The sequence below is a fragment of the Bradyrhizobium sp. BRP20 genome, from assembly GCF_020194215.1.
GTDB classification, from domain to species: Bacteria; Pseudomonadota; Alphaproteobacteria; order Rhizobiales; family Xanthobacteraceae; genus Bradyrhizobium; species Bradyrhizobium yuanmingense.
In genome coordinates this window covers 653637-673471 of record NZ_JADYVY010000002.1, presented here as the reverse complement: position 1 = coordinate 673471, position 19835 = coordinate 653637, and the positions used below count along the sequence as shown (strand labels likewise).

Genomic DNA, 19835 nt, shown 5'->3' with positions numbered 1-19835 from the left:
TCCCTTCGCGCGTGCAAGTTCAGCCGAGACGACGCGCCGCCATCTCCGCGGCGAGCAGCAACGCCGCGCGGCTGGCGCCAATCGATGCGATACCTTGACCCGCGATGTCGTAGGCGGTGCCGTGCGCGGGCGTGCAGATCGGGAACGGGAAGCCGCCGAGCAAGGTCACGCCGCGATCGAAACCCATCAGCTTCATCGCGATCTGGCCCTGGTCGTGATACATCGTCAGCACGGCATCGAAGGCGCCGGCCTTGGCGCGCAGGAACACGGTGTCGGCCGGAAACGGTCCCTCCGCGGCAATGCCCTCGCTCTGGCTTGCTGCGACCACCGGCGCAATCACGTCGATCTCCTCGCGGCCGAAATTGCCGCCGTCGCCGGCATGGGGGTTGAGGCCTGCGACCGCGATGCGTGGCCGCGCAAAGCCGGCGTTGCGCATGCAGGAATCGGTTAGTCTGAGCGCGCGATGGATGCGTTCGCCGGATAGCTTCGCAGCGACGTCCCTGAGCGGGATGTGCGAGGTGACCCGTGCGTTCCAGAGCCGGTCCAGCACGTTGAATTCGCTTGCCGGCGTCTTGAGACCGACGACCTCGGCGGAGAACGCGATCTCGTCGTCGTACTCGGCACGGGCAAGGCGCATCGCCTGCTTGTTAAAGGGGGTGAAGCAGACCGCGTCGACATGGCCGTCGCGGCCGCGCTCGAGCGCATGCCTGTAATTGGCCAGCGCAAATTTTCCGCCGGCAAGGGTCGCTTTCTTCGGCTCGACCTCTCTGGGGTCGAGGTGGCGGAGATCGACGAACAGCGCATCTTCCTGCGCTGCGCGAAGATCGGCGCCCTGCTCTATCATCGTCAGTGCCGGCTTGACGCCCGCAATGCGCGCGCCCTCGTCGAAAATGCGGCGATCGCCGGTGACGACGAGCCGGCAGCGCGCGCGGATGTCGTCCTGCGCCACGAGCTTGGCCGTCAGCTCCGGGCTGATGCCGGCTGGATCTCCCATGGCCAGCGCAATCAGCGGCTTTGCGGTCATATGATCGCCCTTTCCTGGACTGGCGCATCGGTCGCGGGCGACGCAGGTTTGCGCCAGAGCCGCGGCAGCTGCAACAGAAGCGGAAGCAGCAGCAGCGCGATGCCGCCCACGATCAGGCACGTCACCAGCTTGTTCGCAAAGAAAATGCCGAGAGATCCCTTGGAGATCAGCATCGACTGCCGGAAGGCGTCCTCGGCCTTGTCGCCGATGACGATCGCGAGCACGAGCGGCGCCAGCGGATAGAACAGCTTCTTGAAGAGATAGCCGACGACCCCGAAGCCGAGCATCATGACGACGTCGAGATAGGAGTTCGACACCGAATAGGCGCCGACGACGCAGATGATCACGATCAGCGGCGCGATCACCACGAAGGGAATCCGCATCAGGGCGGCGAACACCGGGACCGTCAGCAGCACCAGCGCGACGGCGACGATGTTGCCGACATACATCGAGGCGATCAGGCCCCAGACAAAATCCTTTTGGTCCACGAACAGCATGGGCCCGGGATTGAGGCCCCAGATCATCAACCCGCCCATCATCACGGCCGCGGTTGCCGAGCCCGGAATGCCGAGCGAGAGCATCGGCAGCAGCGCGCTGGTGCCGGCGGCATGATCGGCCGTCTCCGGCGAGACGATGCCTTCGACCTCGCCCGTGCCGAAATGTCGGCCGCGCCGTGAAAAGCGGCGCGCGATGCCGTAGCTCATGAAGGAGGCCGCGGTCGGGCCGCCCGGCGTGATGCCCATCCAGCAGCCGATCGCGGCGCTGCGCAGCAGGGCGACGCCGTGCCGCGGCAGGCGGCCGACGGCGCGAAACACCTCGCGCCAATCGATCTTGGACGAGACGGCGCGCGCGTGAAATTCCTCCTCGACGGCGACAAGCAGTTCGCCAATGCCGAACAAGCCCATCACCGCCACGACGAAGCTGACGCCCTTGACGAGTTCGTCCACGCCCATGGTGAGGCGCACGCTGCCGGAGACCGTGTCGATGCCGATGGCGGCGATGGCGAAGCCGAGCGCCAGCGCCACGACGGTCTTGATCGGCGCCGCACCGCCCATGCCGACGAAGCTCGCAAAGGCGAGGAAATAGACCGCGAAATACTCGGCCGGACCGAACGCGAGCGCAGCCTGCGCCACCCAGGAGGCGAGGAAGGTGATCAGGATGACGCCGACCAGCGCGCCGAACGCCGCCGAACCGAAGGCGGTCGCGAGCGCGGTGGTCGGCCTGCCGTCGCGCGCCATCGGATAGCCGTCGAAGGTGGTCGCCACCGACGACGGCTCCCCCGGGATATTGAACAGGATGGAGGTCACCGATCCCCCGAATAGCGCGCCCCAATACATGCTGGAGAGCAGGATGATGGCCGAGACCGGCTGCATGCCGAAGGTGAGCGGCAGGAGCAGCGACACGCCGTTCGGCGCGCCCAGCCCCGGCAGCACGCCGACGAGAATGCCGAGCAGCACGCCGACCACCATCAGGACCGGATGCGGCACCGTGACCGCGATGGTGAAGCCGTGCAGGAGCTCCTGGAGATTGTCCATCCCGCTGCTCCCTCAGAACCCGAGCGCGGAAGCCAGTGCGCCGCGCGGCAGACTGACCTGGAACATGCGCTCGAACACGAGGTAGAGCGCGAGCGCCGTAGCTCCTGCCATAGCCAGCGCGCGCGGCACGGATTGGTGTCGGGGAATCGCCAGCACCGCGAAGACATAGAGAGCGGAGGCGACATACATCCCGGCGAGCGGGATCGCAGCGACGAAGATGGCAGCCGGCACGAACAGGCCGACGAGCCGGCGCAGCTCGATCGACGTGATCGCGATGGGAACGTTTGCGAGCGTGGCGGCCGGCAGCACGCCTCGCACCAGATTGTAGAGGCTGCCGAGCACGACGATGATCCCGGTCAGGAACGGGAATGTGCCGGCGTCCACGCCTGCGCTCGACCAGCCGATGCCGTTGTCGAGGCTGGAGACGACGACGGCTACGCCGAAGCTGCCGGTGAGCACGGCGGTCGCAAGTTCAAGCGCGCGACGGGAGATCATGGGCAGCTCCGGCGAAACAGTCCTCGTCCTGAGGAGCGCGCTTTTTCGCGCGTGTCGAAGGACGGCTCCAGGCGACATCGCATCCGCGGCCATCCTTCGAGACGCCCGCCTCCGGCGGGCCCTCAGGATGAGGACCAGGGCTACAGTTGGCGGCGCGATCGAAGCCCATCCTCGGCCTCACTTGACCAGCCAGCCCTGCTCGCCCGCGACCTGCTTGATGCGCTCGAGGTCCTCCTTGATGAATTTTTCGAGCTCGGCACCGGTGAGGAACGTGTCGACCTGGGAGGTCTTCTCGATGTAGTCCTTCCACTCCGGCGTCGCCTGGACCTTCTTCATGAGGTCGACATAGAACGCGGCCTGCTCCGGCGTGACCTTGCCGGGCAGCCACACGGTACGCGGCTGCTCATATTGGTTGATGTCGAGGCCCTGCTCGACGCAGGTTGGAACGTCGCCCCAGCCTTCCGTCGCGGTGACCTTCGGCCCCTGCGGCAGCCGCTTCGGGCTGAACACGCAGAGCGGGCGCTGCGTGCTGCCGCGCCATTGCCCGAGGCTTTCGCTGGGGTTGTTGACGTGGGAATCGAGGTGTCCGCCGGCGAGCTGCACGGCGGTCTCGGCGCCGCTCTTGAAGGGGATGTAAGTCAGCTTGACCTTGCCGGCCTTCTCGATCATGCGCGTCAGCACCTCGTCGGTGTCCTTGGACTGCGCGCCGCCCATCTTGAATTCGCCCGCTGCGGCCGCCTTCAGATAATCGCCCGCGGTCTTGTACGGTGCGTCCTGCTTGACCCAGAGCAGGAACTCGTCCTGCGCCATCGCCGCGATCGGCGTGAGATCGGTGTAGTTGAAGGCGACCTTGGAGACGAGCGGCTGCTGCCAGGCATTCGAGGTGCCGAAGATCACCTTGTAGGGATCGCCGGCGGAGGCCTTGCCGTAGACATAGCCTTCGGCGCCGCTGCCGCCGCCCTTGTTGACGACGACGATCGGCTGCTCGATCAGCTTGTGCTTGGTGATGATGTTCTGCACCGCGCGCGCGAGATTGTCGGTGCCGCCGCCGGGGCCGGCGGTGGCCACGAACTCGATCGGCTTTTGCGGTTGCCAGGCGCTGAGCGCCGGCATGGTGCCGGCGAGCACGGCTGCGGCTGCGGAGAGCAGAAATGTTGACGTCCGACCCATGATTTCCTCCAGCTGATCTTTATCTTTTGTTGTTGTCGTATCGACGTCCGGTCAGGCGACGTGTTCCTCGCGTCGTTCCCGGGCCGAGACGATTGCGCCTTCTTTTTCGAGCGCTTCGATTCGTGACTGGTCGAACCCATGCTCGGCCAGAACCTCTTTCGTGTGCTCTCCATAGACCGGTGCGCCTGATCGCACTTTGCCCGGGGTCTCCGAAAACTTGATGGGAAGCCCGATCGTCTTGACGGACCCGAGCGTGGAGTGCTCGACCTCGACGACCATCTCGCGCGCCAGCGTCTGCGGATCGCTCAGCGCCTCCAGCATGTCGTGCACGGGGCCGCACGGCACGCCCTTCTCGTCCAGCGCCGCGAGCCAATGCGCCCGCGATTGCTTGCGGAAGCGTTCGCTGAGGACGGCTTCGAGCTCCTTCAGGTTGGCCATGCGATCGGCACCGGTGACGAAGCGCGGATCGTCGGCGAGCTCGCTCGCGCCGAGCGCTTCCAGCATCAACAGCCAATGCTTCTTGTTGGCGCCGCCGACCACGAGCCAGCCGTCCGAGGCTTCAAACGCCTGGTACGGCGCGTTGAGCGGATGCGCCGAGCCCATCGCGCGCGGCGCGGTGCCCGCGGCGAGCGCGATGGTCGACTGCCAATAGGTCTGCACCAAGGCGGCTTCATAAAGCGAGGTCTCGACCCATTGGCCTTCACCGGTCTTGAGGCGATGGGTGTAGGCGGCCAGGATGCCCATGCTCGCGAGCAGGCCGGCGGTGATGTCCGACAGCGGCGGGCCGCACTTGACGGGCGGACCGTCGGGCCGCTCGCCGGTAAAACTCATGATGCCGCTCATGGCTTGCGCGACGAGATCGAACCCCCTGCGATGCTTGTAGGGGCCGGTGCGGCCGAAGCCCGACAGCGAGCAATAGATCAGCGCCGGGAATTCCGCGTGCAGCGCCTCATAGCCGAAGCCGAGGCGCTCCATCGCGCCCGGCGCAAAGTTCTCGACCAGCACGTCGGCATCGGCGATCAGCCGGCGCAGCACCTCTTTGCCGCCGTCGGTCTTCAGGTCCAGCACGATGCCGCGCTTGTTGCGGTTCATCATCAGGAAGGAGGCCGCCTCGTCCCCGATCTTCGGCGGCACCGAATGACGGGTGTCGTCGCCGTTCGGCCATTTCTCGATCTTGATCACGTCGGCGCCCATGTCGGCGAGCATCAAGGTGCAGGTCGGTCCCGCCATGACGTGAGTGAGATCAATGACCTTGAGGCCGGCCAGCGGTCCCGAACGGCGGGAGGTGGATTGCGATGGATCGCTTTGCATCGGCTCGTCCTATTGGCCGCGCCATTGCGGCGCGCGCTTGTTGAGGAAAGCATCGAGCCCTTCGCGAAAATCCTGGCTCGTGTAGCACATCAGGATGAGGTCTTCGCCCTCGTCCTGCGTCAACCGGCGCTGCAGACGGCTGACAGCCTGCTTGGTCGCATTCAGCGTCAACGGCGCATGGCTCGCGACGAGCCGGGCCACCTCGTCTGCACGTCGTTCAAGGGCGGCAAGATCGTCGACGACCTCGCCGAGCAGCCCGACGCTTGCGGCCTCCCCGGCATCGACGAGGCGTGCGGTGAAGATGAGATCCTTGACGCGCGCGGCGCCGATCAGTGCGGTGAGACGGCTGACATTGGACATCGACAGGCAATTGCCGAGCGTCCTGGCGATGGGGAATCCGATCTTCGCAGCTTTTGTGCCGATGCGGAGGTCGCAGGCCGCGGCAATGCCGGCCCCGCCGCCGGTACAGAACCCGTTGATCGCCGCGATCGTGGGGACCCGGCATTGCTCGAGTGTGGTCAGCACGCGGTCGATGCGGTTCTCGTAGTCGACGGCGTCCTGCGGCGTCCTGAATTCGCGAAACTGATTGATGTCGGTGCCCGAGGCGAAGGCCTTGTCGCCGGCCCCCCGCAGCACCAGCACCTTGATGTCATGGTCGCGATTGGCCTCCTCGCAGATCGCGGCGAGCCGCTCGTACATGGCGAACGTGAAGGCATTGCGGGCCTGCGGACGGTTGAAGGTGATCCGCCCGATGCCGCCGTCGCGCTCGAACACGAGGTCTTCTGCCGCCACTTGCAGGTCCATTTCCTCATACCTTTCTGTTTTTTACATTTTTGAATGCAAAACTCTGAATTTTCAAGCTGGAACTTGGCCATATGGGCGTATAAGTTCATTTTTGCATTCAAAACAGAGCTCAGAGCCATGCTTCACGACGAGGTCGTCAACCGCATCCGCGCCATCCTGCTCGACGGCGAAATCCCGCCGGGCGCGCGGATTCCCGAGCGCGAGCTGTGCGAGCGGCTCGAGATCTCGCGGACGCCGCTGCGCGAGGCGCTCAAGGTGCTGGCGGCGGAAGGGCTCGTGCAGCTGCTGCCGCATCGCGGCTCGCGGGCAGCAAAGCTGACCGACAAGGACATGCGCGACCTGTTCGAGGTCTGCCAGGGCTTGGAGGCTCTCGCGGGCGAACTCGCCTGCGAGCGCATCAGCGACGCCGAGATCGATGCGATCGCCGCCGCACATGCGGACATGGTGCAGCATTATCGCGAGCGCGACCTGATCCAGTACTACCGTGGCAATCGCGCCATTCACGAAGCCATCGTGACCGCAGCGGGAAATCCTGTGCTCGCCGGGCTTTACGCCTCGGTGACCGCGCGCATCCGGCGCGCGCGCTATGTCACGCCGATGACGGCGCAGCGCTGGGCGCTCGCCGTGAAGGAGCACGAGGCAATCCTGAACGCGCTTCAGCGCCGCGACGGTGTCGGGCTCGCCCACATCCTGCGTGCGCATCTGCGTCACAAGCGCGAAGAGGTGCTGCAGGCGGGCTTTGCCGAGACGGAAGGCAATGACGTCACGTTGAGAATTGCGTAACGCGCAATTCCGCGCCTTGGCGCAGCCTGCCTTTGGACGTCGCTTTCGCGCTCCGGCTATCGTTCTCGTTCAGCGTGCCGTACCGGGTAATTCCACTTGCTAGCTTGTCGCAACCGGCGCAGCATGCTTTCCGCCGCCCTCCGGCCACGTGGCCGATCGGGCGGCCGCTTACCGCGCCAACGATTGCGCAAAACAAAAGACGAAAGCGGAGGAAAAGAATGACACTCGATGTCTCGCGTCGGTCCCTACTCGCACTTGGGGCCGGTCTCGGCGCCAGCGCCATGCTCGGCAGCAGCGCGATGGCGCGGGCGCCCAAGCTCGGCACTCAGACGCCCTACTGGCACCGCTTCATTCTCGGCGATGCCGAGGTGACCGTCGTATCCGACGGACCGCTTCCGCTCGGCGATCCCTCCGGGACCTTCACCGGCGTTCCCAAGGAAGAGGTCAAGAAGATGCTGGCCGACAATTTCCTGTCGCCGGACAATGTCGTGCTCGAACAGAACTCTCCGATCGTGAACACCGGTGACAAGCTCATCCTGTTCGACACGGGCATGGGCTCATCGAAGATGTTCGGCGCCAGCACCGGACGGCAGCAGAAGAGCATGACGGAGGCCGGCATCAAGCCGGGCGACATCGATGCCGTCGTATGCTCGCATGCCCATATCGATCATATCGGCGGCATCGTCGACGAGGGCGGCAAGCCGCTGTTCCCCAACGCGCAAGTCTACATTGCCCAGAGCGATTTCGACTTCTGGACCGACGAAGGCAAGCTCGGCAGCGCGGCCAAGGATTTCGTCATCCACGCCCGCAAGAACCTGCTGCCGGTCCGGGATCGGATCAAATTCTTCAAGGATGGCGAGGAATTCCTGCCCGGCGTGCAGGCGATCGCGGCCCCCGGCCACACCGTCGGCCACACCATCTTCATGGTGACGTCGGCCGGCAAGTCGTTCGCCTTCCTCGGCGATCTCTCGCACCATTCGGTGCTGCTGCTGGAGAAGCCACGGATGGAGTTCTCCTACGATTCCGACCCGAAGCAGGCGGCGGAGTCGCGCGTCAAGCTGCTGACGATGCTGGCGGCGAACAAGATCCCGGTGATGTCCTATCACTTCGCCTGGCCAGGCTATGGCCATGTCGCCAAAGCCGGAGATGGTTTCCGCTACTATCCGGAGCCGATGAAGATGACGTTGTAGCCGTCAGTTCAGATCCGGGCGGCGCGAGCCGCCCGGATCTGTGCGGTCCCACGCGGCGAACCTTACAGGCACTCCAGGCGGGCCCGCAGCTGGGCGTCGCTCTCACGGCCCAATGCAAGCAATGCGGAATACGGGTCCCCGGCAATGCCGAGCGCGGCGGCAAACGCGGGCTCGGTCTTCATCCCGCGCGCCCTATGGTCGGCCACGGCTTTGCGCAGACGCCCGTCGTCGAGCGCGAGCAATCTCCGCTCGATTTCGAAGTGCAGCCAGCCTTCCTGCTGATCGACCGGCCTGGGATCGCCGAACAGCTCGAACGGCCAGCCGTCCCACTCGAAGCGGGCGACCACCGGCCGCCGGCTGGAGCACCATTGGTAGAGCGCAAACCCGCCACAGGCGCGGTACCGGCGCCAGATCACTTCGGCGAAAGCCACCGCGTCCAGAACATGGCAGACGACATCGATGTCGCTCAATGGCGTCGCAAGCCCCAAAGGCAGCGTCCCGACCACGCGTGGATCGAACTCCCGCAGCTCGTCGAGCAATCCCGAACTGCCGATCGCACTTTCGTAGTCCATTGATCGCCGCTGCGCCGCGAATGTCAGCAGCCGAGCTGATCGGCGATGCCGCCAAAATCCTTCGCGACGATGTCCCACTTGCCGGTTGCTTCGAAATCGACCTTCTGAAGCGGGCCGTATTCGGTCGGTCGCGCCACGAAGGCGGTCTTCAATCCGTTCTTCTGGGCGGCAGCGAGATCGCCATTGTGGGCCGCGACCATCATCACCTCTTCCGGCTTGAGGCAGAGCAGCTTTGCTGCGCCGAGATAGGTTTCCGGATCGGGCTTGTAGTGCTCGAACAGCTCGGCCGACATGATGAGGTCCCACGGCAGGCCGGCGAACTTCGCCATGTTGGTGAGCAGCGCGACGTTGCCGTTCGAGAGCGGCGAGATCACGAACTTTGATTTCAGCCGCATCAAGCCGGCGACGCTGTCGGGCCAGGGATGCAGGCGGTGCCAGCCTTTGGTGAGGTAGTCGAGATCGGCCTCGGTGAGGCCCCTGATCGCGAATTGATCGACCAGCTGCTCCAGCGAGCGGCGATGCAGATCGTCGAGCATGACGTAGCCGCGCTCGGGATGTTGGCGCACGTCGTCCATCGAGGCCATGTACATGCCGCGCCAGCCGTCGACCAGCGCGGTCCAATCGGCGGTGATGCCGCGCTGCTTGCTCCACCACATGAAGTCGGTAATCAGGCTGGTGCGCCAGTCCACGACTGTGCCGAACACGTCGAAGACGAGGGCTTTGACGGCGGAGAGATTGGATGGTGTGGTCATGCTTCGCTCCGCTGATTTTGTTTTGGCCCGGCTAGCCGGCCGAGATCGAGGGCTTTAAAGCATGATCCGTTCCATGCAACAATAGCGCTAGTTCGGCGCATCAAGCACGTGAGGGACGAGTTTGGTCGCCTACCTCAACTCGTCGGGGTGAAGCGCACCGGCCATGACAACCGTCTCTGTCGCATACATATTGCTCGAGGATGCCCGCCTCCCGGACGAGGAGGCTTTGATCCAGTTCTTACGCGTTCGTCATGCCGACATACGCTGGAACCGTAGCACCTTCGCACCGAGCGACGGTGCTGACGGTCCCCTGTTCATCCGCGCAGGAGATCATCTCATGACGATCCTCCTGATGCCTGCGCCGATACCTTTCGATCAGCAATTGTGGGAGCGGGCTTCCTGGCTGTGGCCGGAAGCTTTCCACGCCGCTCGACGCCATCGTGCGCACCTCGTGGTCGCGCCGATGGGCTCTGCCGAAGGCAATACGGAAACGAAAGCGCTGGATTTTGCCGAGAATACGTACCTCACGACCGCCTTTGTGGGTGCCGTGGTTGCGGCACTGCCTAATGTTGTCGCCGTCATCTGGGACGGAAAAATCGGCCGTTCCCCCGAGATGTGGCTGGAGCAGTCAAGCCGCGCGTTCGAGGCGTATCCAGATCAGCCGTTCGGATTGTGGATGGACATCGTCCCCTTCCGTTCCGGCAAGACCCTGGGAGCTTATACGCTCGGATTGTCCGCGTTCGCTGGACGAGAGATCGAGTTTGAGGTGGACGGGCTTGACGAACGCACCGTCACCGGCCGGGTTGCCCAGCTCTCGGCATTTCTCATCGCTGCCGACCCCGACGCGAGCTTCAAGAACGGTGAGGTGTTCAAACCGGACTCCGAGATCGACCATCGCGTTGCTGTGCTCCATCGCAAGTCGCGCTTCAACCTTGGGCCGGTCATCTCCTTCTCATCTCTTGATGATCGATCGGGGAGAATCAGGACCTATCCGATCATTCCTCCTTCCATCGCCGGAAATCATCCTCTGCTGATCATGCTGGCAAAGGTTGGGCATTTCGATCCGGCGCATCCAAGAAACAAAATCGGTCTCAAGCCTGATCACTACGTCTCCGAAGTACGCCTGGAGAGCTTCGATGAAGGCCTCGCGCAGGCGCTGTCCCGTATGATTGCAACTGACACCTATGCCGAGGCCGACATAAACGCGCGCAGCGCGCTCGCGCGCGGAGACATGGCGACCGCGAAGTCCATTCTTCAGCCCTGGGCCGATGAGGTTGGGCAGCTCCAGGGGGCCGTCATGCTGGCTCTGATGTTGCGCGACCTGCACATGTTCGCCCCGGCACCGCATCGCAGCCCATAGCAGACAGACGACGGATCCGTCTGCGACCAAAGCGCCGAGCAATCGCGCGCGGATGACCGCGGCCTCAATCCAGATGGAACTTTGCCAGCTCGCGATGCTCGGCCTTGATGTAGCGCACGGTGCCGGTGACGGAGCGCATCACCACCGTCTCGGTCTCGATCACGCCGTCCTTGCGGAACTTGACGCCCGACAGCAGCGAGCCCGTGGTGACACCGGTGGCGGCGAACAGGCAGTCGCCGCGTGCCATGTCCTCGATGCCGTAGATCATCTTGGGATCGTTGACGCCCATCTTGGCGGCGCGCTCGCGCTTCTCCTCGGAATCGAGGATGAGGCGGCACTGCATCTGGCCGCCGATGCAGCGCAGCGCCACGGCGGCGAGCACGCCTTCCGGTGCACCGCCGGTGCCGAGATACATGTCGACGCCGGTGTTGTCGGGGTCGGCGCAATGGATGACGCCGGCAACGTCGCCGTCGGTGATCAGGCGTACGGCCGCACCGGTCGAGCGCACGCTCGAAATGATGTCGGCATGGCGCGGACGGTCGAGCACGAGAACGGTGATGCCCTCGGGCTTCACGCCCTTGGCATTGGCGAGGCGACGGACATTGTCGGCCGGCGAGGCATCGAGATCGACGACGCCCTTGTCGTAGCCGGGGCCGATCGCGAGCTTCTGCATGTAGACGTCGGGGGCGTGCAGCAGCGTGCCGCCGTCAGCCATCGCCATGGTGGCGATCGAGCCCGGCATGTTCTTGGCGCACAGCGTGGTGCCTTCGAGCGGGTCGACCGCGATATCGACCTCGGGACCTGCCTTGAGGCCGACCTGCTCGCCGATATAGAGCATCGGCGCCTCGTCGCGTTCGCCCTCGCCGATCACGATGGTGCCCTGGATCGGCAGCTTGTTGAGCTCGCGCCTCATGGCGTCGACGGCGGCCTGGTCGGCCGCCTTCTCGTTGCCGTGGCCGCGCAACCGCGCCGACGACACCGCCGCCCGCTCCGTCACCCGCACGATCTCCAGCGTGAGAATGCGCTCGAGCAAGGCGTGCGGGGGGACTTCAATATGGGTCGACATCGGCTTACTCCTTCGAAACGTTTGGGACGGAAATCTCCGCCCGCATCAACTCACAACGCCCGGTGTTCGTTCGAACGAACGACCGCCTCAGTTCTTCTCGATCCGGATCACCTGCGGCCGTCCGCTGATCACCTTGTCCTTCTGCACGGCGGCGAGCGCACGGCGCACGGCATCCTCGTGAGTGGCATAGGTGATCAGGATGACGGGCACCGGGACAGCCTTGCCGTCAGTGGGCGCAGCGCCGCCATTGGGATGACGCTGCACGATCGACTCGATCGAAATCTTCTGCTCGGCAAGCCGCGTCGCGATCGCGGCCGCAGTGCCGGGGAAATCGCGGGCGAGCAGGCGAATGTAATAGCCGCCCTCGTGGCGCTCCATCGGCGCCTTCTTGGTGTCGCGCAGCTGCCCGATCGGCCGGCCGAACGGATTGGCGCGGATGCCGCGCGCGACGTCGGCGATGTCGGCGACGACGGCGGATGCGGTCGCGGCACCGCCCGCGCCGGGGCCGACCAGCGTGATCGGCGGAATGCCTTCGCCATCGATCGTGACCGCATTGGTGACACCCATCACCTGCGCGATCGAGGAGGATTTCGGCACCATGGTCGGATGCACGCGCTGCTCGATGCCCTTGGCGGTGCGAACGGCGACACCGAGCAGTTTGAGCCGATAACCGAGATCGTCGGCGGCGCGAAGATCTTCCGGCGCGATGGAGGAGATGCCTTCGACATACACCGCACTTTGAGCAACTTTCGTGCCGAAAGCGAGGCTGGCGAGAATGGCGAGCTTCTGCGCGGTGTCGTGGCCGTCGACGTCGAAGGACGGATTGGCCTCGGCATAGCCGAGCCGCTGGGCATCCTTGAGGCATTCGGCGAAGGACAGGCCCTCCTGCTCCATCCGGGTCAGGATGTAATTGCAGGTGCCGTTGAGGATGCCGTAGACGCGGTTGACGCCGGTTCCGGCAAGCCCTTCGCGCAACGTCTTGATGACGGGGATCGCGGCGCCGACCGCTGCCTCGAAATTCAGCGCACCGCCGTGCTTTTCAGCCGCCTTGGCCAGCTTGAGGCCGTGCTTGGCGAGCAGCGCCTTGTTTGCTGTGACGACCGACTTGCCGGCACCGAGCGCAGCGTCCACCGCCGACAGCGCGGGATCGCCGGCGCCGCCCATCAACTCGACGAAGCAATCGACCTCCGGATGCGTGGCGAGCGCGATCGGGTCCTTCGCCCAATCGAAGCCGCGCAGGTCGATGCCGCGTTTCTTCGCCTTCGAACGCGCTGTGACCGCAACCACGCGGATGCCCCGGCCGCTGCGCCCTGCGAGCACGCGCGCCTGTGTTTCGATCAAACGGATAACCTCGGCACCCACGGTGCCGAGCCCCGCTATGCCCACTTTCAGCGGTGCGACCATGATACTTCAGAAAACCTGCAGAAGAGAATTACCGCCGATTAGCGAGAGGAACCACGTTGTGCAACGTTTCGATGCCGCTTTCAAGGAAGCGGCGGACGCCGCGCGCGGCCTGCCTGATCCGTTGCTCGTTTTCCACCATGGCGATGCGGACATATCCTTCACCATGCTCGCCGAAGCCGACGCCGGGCGAGACCGCGACGCCGGATTTCTCCACCAACAGGGTCGCGAACTGCATGCTGCCGACGCTGCGGAAGGCTTCCGGCAGCGGCACCCAGGCGAACATCGAGGCCTCCGGCGCCGGGATTTCCCACCCAGCCCGGCCGAACGATTCCACCAGCGCGTCGCGGCGCTTGCGGTAGGTGTCGCGCATCTCCTTGATGCAATCGTCGGGGCCGTTCAGCGCGGCGGTCGCCGCGACCTGCACCGGCGTGAACGCGCCGTAATCGAGATAGGATTTGACGCGGGCGAGCGCTGCGATCACGCGCTCATTGCCGACTGCAAAGCCCATGCGCCAGCCGGCCATCGAATAGGTCTTCGACATCGAGGTGAACTCGACGGTGCAGTCCATCGCGCCCGGCACCTCCAGCACCGAGGGCGGCGGGTTGCTCTCGTCGAAATAGACCTCGGCATAAGCGAGATCGGACAGGATCAGGATCTCGTGCTTCTTCGCGAAGGCGACGAGGTCCTTGTAGAAGTCGAGGCTCGCGACATAAGCGGTCGGGTTCGAGGGATAGCAGACGACGAGCGCGAGCGGCTTGGGGATCGAATGCACGATCGCCCGCTCCGCCGCCTCGAAGAATTGCGGCGTCGGCTCCGAAGGCACCGAGCGGATGACGCCGCCCGCCATCAAGAAACCGAAGGCGTGAATCGGGTAGCTCGGGTTCGGACAGAGGATGACGTCGCCCGGCGCGGTGATCGCCTGCGCCACATTGGCGAAACCTTCCTTCGAACCCAGCGTCGCCACGACCTGAGTGTCGGGGTTCAGCTTCACGCCGAAGCGGCGGGCGTAATAGGCGGCCTGGGCCCGGCGCAGCCCGGGGATGCCGCGCGAGGCCGAGTAGCGGTCGGTGCGCGGCTTGCCGAGCGTCTCCTTCAGCTTGTCCAGCACATGCGCCGGCGCCGGTAGGTCCGGATTGCCCATGCCGAGGTCGATGATGTCGGCGCCGGCATTGCGCGCAGCCGCCTTGGCCCGGTTGACCTGCTCGAACACGTAAGGCGGAAGGCGGCGAATGCGGTAAAATTCTTCCATGGCTCTCTGGGCTCCGGGCAACCGGTCAGGACAGAATCGACAGGCCGCGAGGGCCGGCACGAAAGCACTCAGGCTCCATCGCGAAAATTACTCAGAATCAAATACTTAGAGCAATCGTCGGCAACGAAGATTGAAGTCGTTCGCCCTGACTCCAGGCTGAACCGAGGTCTTTTAGCACGGCAAAGCGGAGGCGCCAGCGATTACCTTGCCGGTCTCGCGGCCACGGGCCTATTTGGCGTCCTTGGCGGCAGCGGCCTGGCGATCGCGCGCGGCGGCGAGCTCGGCCTCGATCTTGGCGCGCTGCTCCAGCGGGATGATCGCCTGATCGCGATCCGGGGGCAGATCGTGCACGGGCAGATAGCTCCCGGGCTCCCTGGTACGCGGCGGCGCATCCGCGGGCGCCAGATCCGCGAGTTGGCTCGAACACCCGCCCAGGGCGAGCGCCGCGATCAGCACCGCGCCGCAGATCGACAGCGTCTTTTGCAGGTCCCATAACGCCAACACTTGGGAAATCCCCTACTCGTCCCAATGCACGGCCCCGGGGCAAGCTTACCCAAGACCGTGCCCAAGCTCAAACCATTGCTGCCCAAATGGTGCGAGCGAGAAAACAACCGACGCCCAACAAGCCGAGCCGTGCGGCTCCATTGTGACGGAACCAAGAAGATTTGTCGCAGTGCAACACATCTTCGAGAGTGTTTAACGTCAAACATGCGAGCTTCGCGGTGACGAATACGGAATGAATCGTTACTGTTCTGCTCATGAGTATGGCCACGACCGATACGCCGAAACCCGAGACGAAGTTCGACGCCGAAGCCTTTGCGATGAACGTCGCGCGGGCGATGGAGAGCGGCGGCAAGGCGCTCGCCGCCTATCTCAAGCCGCGCGAGAGCGGCGAGGTGCAGGACCGCCCGCCGGCCGAGCTTGCCGAGGTCGTCAAGACGTTCACGTCGGTCGCCGAATATTGGCTGTCGGACACGTCCCGCTCGTCCGATCTCCAGACCAAGCTTGCCAAGGACTATCTCGACCTGTGGGGCTCGGCGGTGCGTCGCATGGCCGGTCAGGACGCCGAGCCCGCGATCGCGCCCTCGCCGCGCGACAAGCGCTTTGCCGATCCGGAATGGAAGTCGAACCAGTTCTTCGACTTCGTCATGCAGCTCTATCTGCTCACGACCAAATGGGCGCAGGAGCTGGTGCGCGACGCCGAAGGGCTCGATCCGCACACGCGCCGCAAGGCCGAGTTCTACGTCCAGCAGGTCACCAACGCGCTCTCGCCGTCGAACTTCGTGCTGACCAACCCCGAAGTGCTGCGCGAGACGGTGGCGTCCAGCGGCGAGAACCTCGCGCGCGGCCTGAAGATGCTGGCCGAGGACATCGCCGCCGGCAAGGGCATGCTGAAGATCCGCCAGTCCAACCCGGACAATCTCGTCGTCGGCGTCAACATGGCGACGACGCCGGGCAAGGTGATCTACCAGAACGAGATGATGCAGCTGATCCAGTATTCGCCGACGACGGAGAAGGTGCTGCGCACCCCGCTCCTGATCGTGCCGCCCTGGATCAACAAGTTCTACATCCTCGATCTCAAGCCGGAGAAATCCTACATCAAGTGGTGCGTCGATCAGGGCATCACCGTCTTCGTGATCTCATGGGTCAATCCCGACAAGCGGCTCGGCAACAAGGGCTGGGAAGACTACATGAAGGAAGGCCCGCTCACGGCGATGGACGTGATCGAGAAGATCACCGGCGAGATGAAGGTGCACACCGCCGGCTATTGCGTCGGCGGCACGATGCTCGCGACCACGCTGGCCTGGCTCGCCGAGAAGCGCCGCCAGCGCGTGTCGTCCGCGACGTTCTTCGCGGCCCAGGTCGACTTCACTCATGCCGGTGATCTGCTCGTGTTCGTCGACGAGGAGCAGATCGCGGCGCTCGAGCAGGACATGAAAACGGTCGGCGTGCTCGAAGGCTCGAAGATGGCCATGGCCTTCAACATGCTGCGGTCCAACGACCTGATCTGGTCCTACGTGGTCAGCAACTATCTGAAGGGCCAGCAGCCGAGCGCGTTCGACCTGTTGCACTGGAACTCCGATGCGACACGGATGACCCAGGCCAACCATTCCTATTACCTGCGCAATTGCTACCTGGAGAACCGGCTCTCCACCGGCACGATGGCGCTCGACAACACCCTGCTCGATCTCTCCAAGGTGAAGGTGCCGGTCTACAATCTCGCCACCCGCGAGGACCACATCGCGCCCGCAGAATCGGTGCTCTACGGCTCGCAGTTCTTCGGCGGCCCCGTGAAATACGTGCTGTCCGGCTCGGGCCACATCGCGGGCGTGGTCAATCCGCCTGCCGCGAACAAGTACCAGTATTGGACCAACGACAACATCAAGAACGTCAGCGTCGCGCAGTGGATGAAGGGCGCCACCGAGCACAAGGGCTCGTGGTGGCCGGACTGGCGGGAGTGGCTGGGCGAGCTCGACCCCGAGGAAGTCCCGGCGCGCGCGGTCGGCAGCGACGCATTCCCGCCGATCGAGGACGCGCCCGGCAGCTATGTCAGAGTTCGCGCGTAGCGGAATGCGGCGCGCTTTCGTATAGACTAATTGTTTGAGCATGATCTTTTCGGAAAACCGCTACTCACTTTTCCGGATCATGCTCTAGCCTCAATCCAGCGACGACACAGGGACCGGCACTATGACACGCGAATTGTTCTGGCTGACACTGACGGTGATCCTGACGGGAGTTCTGTGGGTTCCCTACATCATCAACCGCTGCCAGGTTCGCGGGTTGAGCGGCGCCATGGCCAACCCCTCGCGCGGCGACAAGCCGCAGGCGGAGTGGGCCAACCGGCTGATGTTCGCCCATGACAACGCGGTCGAGAACCTCGTCATCTTCGCCCCGCTGGTGCTGATCCTGAACGCGATCGACTATTCCACGAAATGGACGGTGCTCGCCTGCGCCGTCTATTTCTGGTCGCGCATCGCGCACATCATCGTCTATGCGCTCGGAATTCCGGTGTTCCGCACCCTCGCCTTCACCGTCGGCTTCTTCGCCCAGGCCGTGCTGGTGCTGGCGATCTTCGGGGTGGTTTGAAGCACTTTCCACGTCATTGCGAGGAGCCCTCGCGACGAAGCAATCCAGACTATTTCCGCGGTGGAAGCTCTGGATTGCTTCGCTTCGCTCGCAATGACGGAGGATAGAGGCCTGCCTCACTCCTCCGGCAGGCCGAGCATCAGCCGCATGTTCTGCACGGCTGCGCCGGATGCCCCCTTGCCGAGATTGTCGAGCCGGGCGACCAATAGCGCCTGGTGATATTTGTCGCTGGCGAAGACGTAGAGCTCGAGCATGTTGGTCTCGTTGAGCGCCTCCGGCTCGAGCCGGCCGCCCTTGCTCGCCTCGTTTTGCAGCGGCATCACCTTGACGTATTTCGAGCCGGCGTAACGTTTTGCCATCGCCGCCTGCAGGTCGGCGCCGCCGGGCTTGCCCGGCAGCGTGTCGAGCTGGAGCGGCACCGAGACCAGCATGCCCTGCCGGTAGTTGCCGACCGAGGGAATGAAGATCGGCCGCCGCGTCAGGTTCGAATAGAGCTGCATCTCCGGCAGATGCTTGTGCTCGAAGCCGAGGCCGTAGAGCTCGAAGGACGGGGCGCTGCCATCCTCGAAGCTTGCGATCATCGACTTGCCACCGCCGGAATAGCCGCTCACCGCGTTGACGGTGACGGGATAATCAGGCGGCAGCAGGCCGGCATCGACGATCGGCCGCAGCAGCGCGATCGCGCCGGTCGGATAGCAGCCGGGATTGGAGACCTTCTTCGCGGCCTTGATCTTGCCGGCCTGGTCCGGCGTCAGCTCCGCAAAGCCGTAAGCCCAGTCCGGCGCGACCCGGTAGGCGGTCGAGGCATCCAGCACCTTCGGCGCGTGAGCCCCCATGCCGTCGACCAGGGCAACGGTTTCCTTGGCGGCATCGTCGGGAAGGCAGAGGATGACGAGATCCACCTCCTCCATCAGCGCCTTCTTGGCCGCGGGATCCTTGCGCTTGTCGTCGGCAATGGTCTTCACCGCGACGTCGCTTTGGAGCTTCAGCCGCTCATTGATGCCGAGCCCGGTGGTGCCGGAGCCGCCGTCGACGAAGACGGTGGCCGGCTTCTTGGCCGCGCTGGTGGCCGGAGCTTTGGTGGTGTCAGCGAGGCTCATGATGCGCTCCCTTCGAGCATGTTCGTGTCGTCTGCGAAAATCTGCGGCCTTGCCTGCCGCATCAATTGTGAGATCCGCTTGGCATCGGCATCGCCGCCGTCAAGCGCATTCGCGATCGCTGCATAATCGGCATCCGACTTGTGCTGGTTCAGCTTGAAGCTGCCTTCGACCTCCTCAACGGTCATGACCAGCCCAACGATCCCTTTCTTCATCGTCTCCAGCCGACCCGCCGTCATCTTGGCCGACGTCCACGGCTTTTTCGGCAGCAGCCAGCTCTCGAACTTGGCGCTGAGCACCTCGAGCTGCACCGCCAGCTCGTCATCCGACAACAGCCGAACCGGCCCGCTCAGATGCACCGACTGGTAGAGCCAAGTCGGAACCTGATCCGGCGAGACGTACCAGTCCGGCGATACATAGGCATCCGGGCCGTTGACCGCGAGCAGCCACGACGCCTCGCCGCCCGCCAGCTTTAGCAGCGGATTGTGACGGGCGAGATGAAAGGCAGCCTGCGGCGTGCCATCTGCGGCATAGGTCAAATAGAACGGCAACGGCGAGGCGATCGGCCGCTTGCCATCGAAGGCGCACATCGTGCCGAAGCCGCGCTCCTCGGCGAATTTCAGGCTCGCGGCGCGGTCCTGCTTGAAAAAGGGTGGCGTGTACATCGTGGTCTCCTGCTGGGCCTCCTCGGGGGACCGCCGGATCAGATCGCGCTGACAGGAGAGAGGATGCCGCGGATCGGGTCCAGCGGCAAAGACGATGATCTCAAACGCGATCGACCGCCCAAACCGCTAAGCTGCGGCGGCGGCGACGGGCGAACAGAATGGTCGCGGCGTTGATCATGGCGCGCGGCTATAATGCCCGCTGGTTCCATGGTCAAGAGCAAATCGGTTCAGTGGGACGGCAGGATGCCGCACGCGCGACGGCAGGACGCGC

Annotated in this window: 19 protein-coding genes; 5 read left to right on the top strand and 14 right to left on the bottom strand. The window is 64.5% G+C overall.

Annotated elements, in window-relative coordinates; translation table 11 throughout:
* Window positions 1-19: 19 nt before the first annotated feature.
* The 6 genes from I6F33_RS07860 to I6F33_RS07835 all read right to left on the bottom strand — a co-directional run bounded on the left by I6F33_RS07860 (window position 20) and on the right by I6F33_RS07835 (window position 6339).
* Window positions 20-1024, bottom strand: a complete 1005-nt coding sequence (locus tag I6F33_RS07860) for a 4-hydroxythreonine-4-phosphate dehydrogenase PdxA (protein WP_225141834.1) — start codon at window positions 1022-1024, stop codon at window positions 20-22.
* Entirely contained in the window at window positions 1021-2559 is a 1539-nt protein-coding gene (locus I6F33_RS07855; protein WP_225141831.1) for a tripartite tricarboxylate transporter permease, read from the bottom strand. Before I6F33_RS07855 ends, I6F33_RS07860 begins: the two co-directional genes overlap by 4 nt.
* Window positions 2560-2571: 12 nt before the next feature.
* Entirely contained in the window at window positions 2572-3054 is a 483-nt protein-coding gene (locus tag I6F33_RS07850) for a tripartite tricarboxylate transporter TctB family protein (RefSeq protein ID WP_225141828.1), read from the bottom strand.
* Window positions 3055-3231: 177 nt separating this feature from the next.
* Window positions 3232-4224 (bottom strand): tripartite tricarboxylate transporter substrate binding protein, encoded by a 993-nt coding sequence (locus I6F33_RS07845; protein WP_057029101.1) that lies wholly within the window; start codon window positions 4222-4224, stop codon window positions 3232-3234.
* Between the two features lie 51 nt (window positions 4225-4275).
* Window positions 4276-5535, bottom strand: a complete 1260-nt coding sequence (locus tag I6F33_RS07840; RefSeq protein ID WP_074447908.1) for a CaiB/BaiF CoA-transferase family protein — start codon at window positions 5533-5535, stop codon at window positions 4276-4278.
* Window positions 5536-5544: 9 nt separating this feature from the next.
* Window positions 5545-6339, bottom strand: coding sequence for an enoyl-CoA hydratase/isomerase family protein (locus I6F33_RS07835; RefSeq protein WP_036022948.1), 795 nt, complete (start codon window positions 6337-6339; stop codon window positions 5545-5547).
* Between the two features lie 117 nt (window positions 6340-6456).
* Here I6F33_RS07835 and I6F33_RS07830 point away from each other — a divergent pair, with 117 nt between their 5' ends.
* Both I6F33_RS07830 and I6F33_RS07825 read left to right on the top strand, forming a co-directional pair.
* On the top strand, window positions 6457-7122 hold the full coding sequence (locus I6F33_RS07830; protein ID WP_036022947.1) for a GntR family transcriptional regulator: 666 nt from the start codon (window positions 6457-6459) through the stop codon (window positions 7120-7122).
* A gap of 218 nt (window positions 7123-7340) precedes the next feature.
* Window positions 7341-8312, top strand: a complete 972-nt coding sequence (locus I6F33_RS07825) for an MBL fold metallo-hydrolase (protein WP_036022946.1) — start codon at window positions 7341-7343, stop codon at window positions 8310-8312.
* A 62-nt stretch (window positions 8313-8374) separates the two neighbouring features.
* On the opposite strand, the gene I6F33_RS07820 is transcribed toward I6F33_RS07825, so the two are convergent.
* Together I6F33_RS07820 and I6F33_RS07815 are read right to left on the bottom strand one after the other, a co-directional pair.
* Window positions 8375-8884 (bottom strand): DUF4269 domain-containing protein, encoded by a 510-nt coding sequence (locus I6F33_RS07820; RefSeq protein ID WP_109143886.1) that lies wholly within the window; start codon window positions 8882-8884, stop codon window positions 8375-8377.
* Between the two features lie 23 nt (window positions 8885-8907).
* Entirely contained in the window at window positions 8908-9636 is a 729-nt protein-coding gene (locus tag I6F33_RS07815; RefSeq protein WP_036022944.1) for a haloacid dehalogenase type II, read from the bottom strand.
* Window positions 9637-9973: 337 nt separating this feature from the next.
* Between I6F33_RS07815 and I6F33_RS07810 the strand changes: the two genes are divergently transcribed.
* On the top strand, window positions 9974-10996 hold the full coding sequence (locus tag I6F33_RS07810) for a hypothetical protein (protein WP_225113557.1): 1023 nt from the start codon (window positions 9974-9976) through the stop codon (window positions 10994-10996).
* A 64-nt stretch (window positions 10997-11060) separates the two neighbouring features.
* On the opposite strand, the gene glpX is transcribed toward I6F33_RS07810, so the two are convergent.
* From glpX to I6F33_RS07790, 4 genes are all read right to left on the bottom strand, one after another.
* Window positions 11061-12062 (bottom strand): class II fructose-bisphosphatase, encoded by a 1002-nt coding sequence (gene glpX / locus I6F33_RS07805; RefSeq protein ID WP_035999899.1) that lies wholly within the window; start codon window positions 12060-12062, stop codon window positions 11061-11063.
* A gap of 87 nt (window positions 12063-12149) precedes the next feature.
* Window positions 12150-13466 carry a homoserine dehydrogenase gene (locus I6F33_RS07800; protein WP_036022941.1) on the bottom strand — a complete coding sequence of 439 codons (1317 nt, stop codon included), beginning with the start codon at window positions 13464-13466 and terminating at the stop codon, window positions 12150-12152.
* A 28-nt stretch (window positions 13467-13494) separates the two neighbouring features.
* Complete coding sequence (locus tag I6F33_RS07795) at window positions 13495-14715, bottom strand: LL-diaminopimelate aminotransferase (RefSeq protein WP_035999902.1); 1221 nt, start codon at window positions 14713-14715, stop codon at window positions 13495-13497.
* 228 nt (window positions 14716-14943) lie between these two features.
* Window positions 14944-15219 carry a hypothetical protein gene (locus I6F33_RS07790; RefSeq protein WP_225141827.1) on the bottom strand — a complete coding sequence of 92 codons (276 nt, stop codon included), beginning with the start codon at window positions 15217-15219 and terminating at the stop codon, window positions 14944-14946.
* A gap of 254 nt (window positions 15220-15473) precedes the next feature.
* Between I6F33_RS07790 and I6F33_RS07785 the strand changes: the two genes are divergently transcribed.
* Together I6F33_RS07785 and I6F33_RS07780 are read left to right on the top strand one after the other, a co-directional pair.
* Window positions 15474-17282 carry an alpha/beta hydrolase gene (locus I6F33_RS07785; protein ID WP_225125527.1) on the top strand — a complete coding sequence of 603 codons (1809 nt, stop codon included), beginning with the start codon at window positions 15474-15476 and terminating at the stop codon, window positions 17280-17282.
* A gap of 121 nt (window positions 17283-17403) precedes the next feature.
* A complete protein-coding gene (locus I6F33_RS07780) occupies window positions 17404-17802 on the top strand; it encodes an MAPEG family protein (protein WP_225125529.1) in 399 nt (132 codons plus the stop codon).
* Window positions 17803-17918: 116 nt separating this feature from the next.
* Here I6F33_RS07780 and argC read toward each other — a convergent pair whose 3' ends face one another.
* Together argC and I6F33_RS07770 are read right to left on the bottom strand one after the other, a co-directional pair.
* Window positions 17919-18902, bottom strand: a complete 984-nt coding sequence (gene argC, locus I6F33_RS07775; protein WP_036022938.1) for an N-acetyl-gamma-glutamyl-phosphate reductase — start codon at window positions 18900-18902, stop codon at window positions 17919-17921.
* Window positions 18899-19564, bottom strand: coding sequence for an FMN-binding negative transcriptional regulator (locus I6F33_RS07770; protein WP_035999927.1), 666 nt, complete (start codon window positions 19562-19564; stop codon window positions 18899-18901). Before I6F33_RS07770 ends, argC begins: the two co-directional genes overlap by 4 nt.
* Window positions 19565-19835: the final 271 nt, after the last annotated feature.

What these genes read in the sequence shown, in the direction of transcription:
- I6F33_RS07835 (WP_036022948.1), bottom strand. Translation starts at nt 6,339, where the DNA reads ATGGACCTGCAAGTGGCGGCAGAAGACCTCGTGTTCGAGCGCGACGGC.
- I6F33_RS07825 (WP_036022946.1), top strand. Translation starts at nt 7,341, where the DNA reads ATGACACTCGATGTCTCGCGTCGGTCCCTACTCGCACTTGGGGCCGGT.
- I6F33_RS07780 (WP_225125529.1), top strand. Translation starts at nt 17,404, where the DNA reads ATGACACGCGAATTGTTCTGGCTGACACTGACGGTGATCCTGACGGGA.
- I6F33_RS07840 (WP_074447908.1), bottom strand. Translation starts at nt 5,535, where the DNA reads ATGCAAAGCGATCCATCGCAATCCACCTCCCGCCGTTCGGGACCGCTG.
- I6F33_RS07845 (WP_057029101.1), bottom strand. Translation starts at nt 4,224, where the DNA reads ATGGGTCGGACGTCAACATTTCTGCTCTCCGCAGCCGCAGCCGTGCTC.
- I6F33_RS07850 (WP_225141828.1), bottom strand. Translation starts at nt 3,054, where the DNA reads ATGATCTCCCGTCGCGCGCTTGAACTTGCGACCGCCGTGCTCACCGGC.
- I6F33_RS07770 (WP_035999927.1), bottom strand. Translation starts at nt 19,564, where the DNA reads ATGTACACGCCACCCTTTTTCAAGCAGGACCGCGCCGCGAGCCTGAAA.
- glpX (WP_035999899.1), bottom strand. Translation starts at nt 12,062, where the DNA reads ATGTCGACCCATATTGAAGTCCCCCCGCACGCCTTGCTCGAGCGCATT.
- argC (WP_036022938.1), bottom strand. Translation starts at nt 18,902, where the DNA reads ATGAGCCTCGCTGACACCACCAAAGCTCCGGCCACCAGCGCGGCCAAG.
- I6F33_RS07785 (WP_225125527.1), top strand. Translation starts at nt 15,474, where the DNA reads ATGAGTATGGCCACGACCGATACGCCGAAACCCGAGACGAAGTTCGAC.
- I6F33_RS07795 (WP_035999902.1), bottom strand. Translation starts at nt 14,715, where the DNA reads ATGGAAGAATTTTACCGCATTCGCCGCCTTCCGCCTTACGTGTTCGAG.
- I6F33_RS07815 (WP_036022944.1), bottom strand. Translation starts at nt 9,636, where the DNA reads ATGACCACACCATCCAATCTCTCCGCCGTCAAAGCCCTCGTCTTCGAC.
- I6F33_RS07855 (WP_225141831.1), bottom strand. Translation starts at nt 2,559, where the DNA reads ATGGACAATCTCCAGGAGCTCCTGCACGGCTTCACCATCGCGGTCACG.
- I6F33_RS07800 (WP_036022941.1), bottom strand. Translation starts at nt 13,466, where the DNA reads ATGGTCGCACCGCTGAAAGTGGGCATAGCGGGGCTCGGCACCGTGGGT.
- I6F33_RS07860 (WP_225141834.1), bottom strand. Translation starts at nt 1,024, where the DNA reads ATGACCGCAAAGCCGCTGATTGCGCTGGCCATGGGAGATCCAGCCGGC.
- I6F33_RS07810 (WP_225113557.1), top strand. Translation starts at nt 9,974, where the DNA reads ATGACGATCCTCCTGATGCCTGCGCCGATACCTTTCGATCAGCAATTG.
- I6F33_RS07820 (WP_109143886.1), bottom strand. Translation starts at nt 8,884, where the DNA reads ATGGACTACGAAAGTGCGATCGGCAGTTCGGGATTGCTCGACGAGCTG.
- I6F33_RS07830 (WP_036022947.1), top strand. Translation starts at nt 6,457, where the DNA reads ATGCTTCACGACGAGGTCGTCAACCGCATCCGCGCCATCCTGCTCGAC.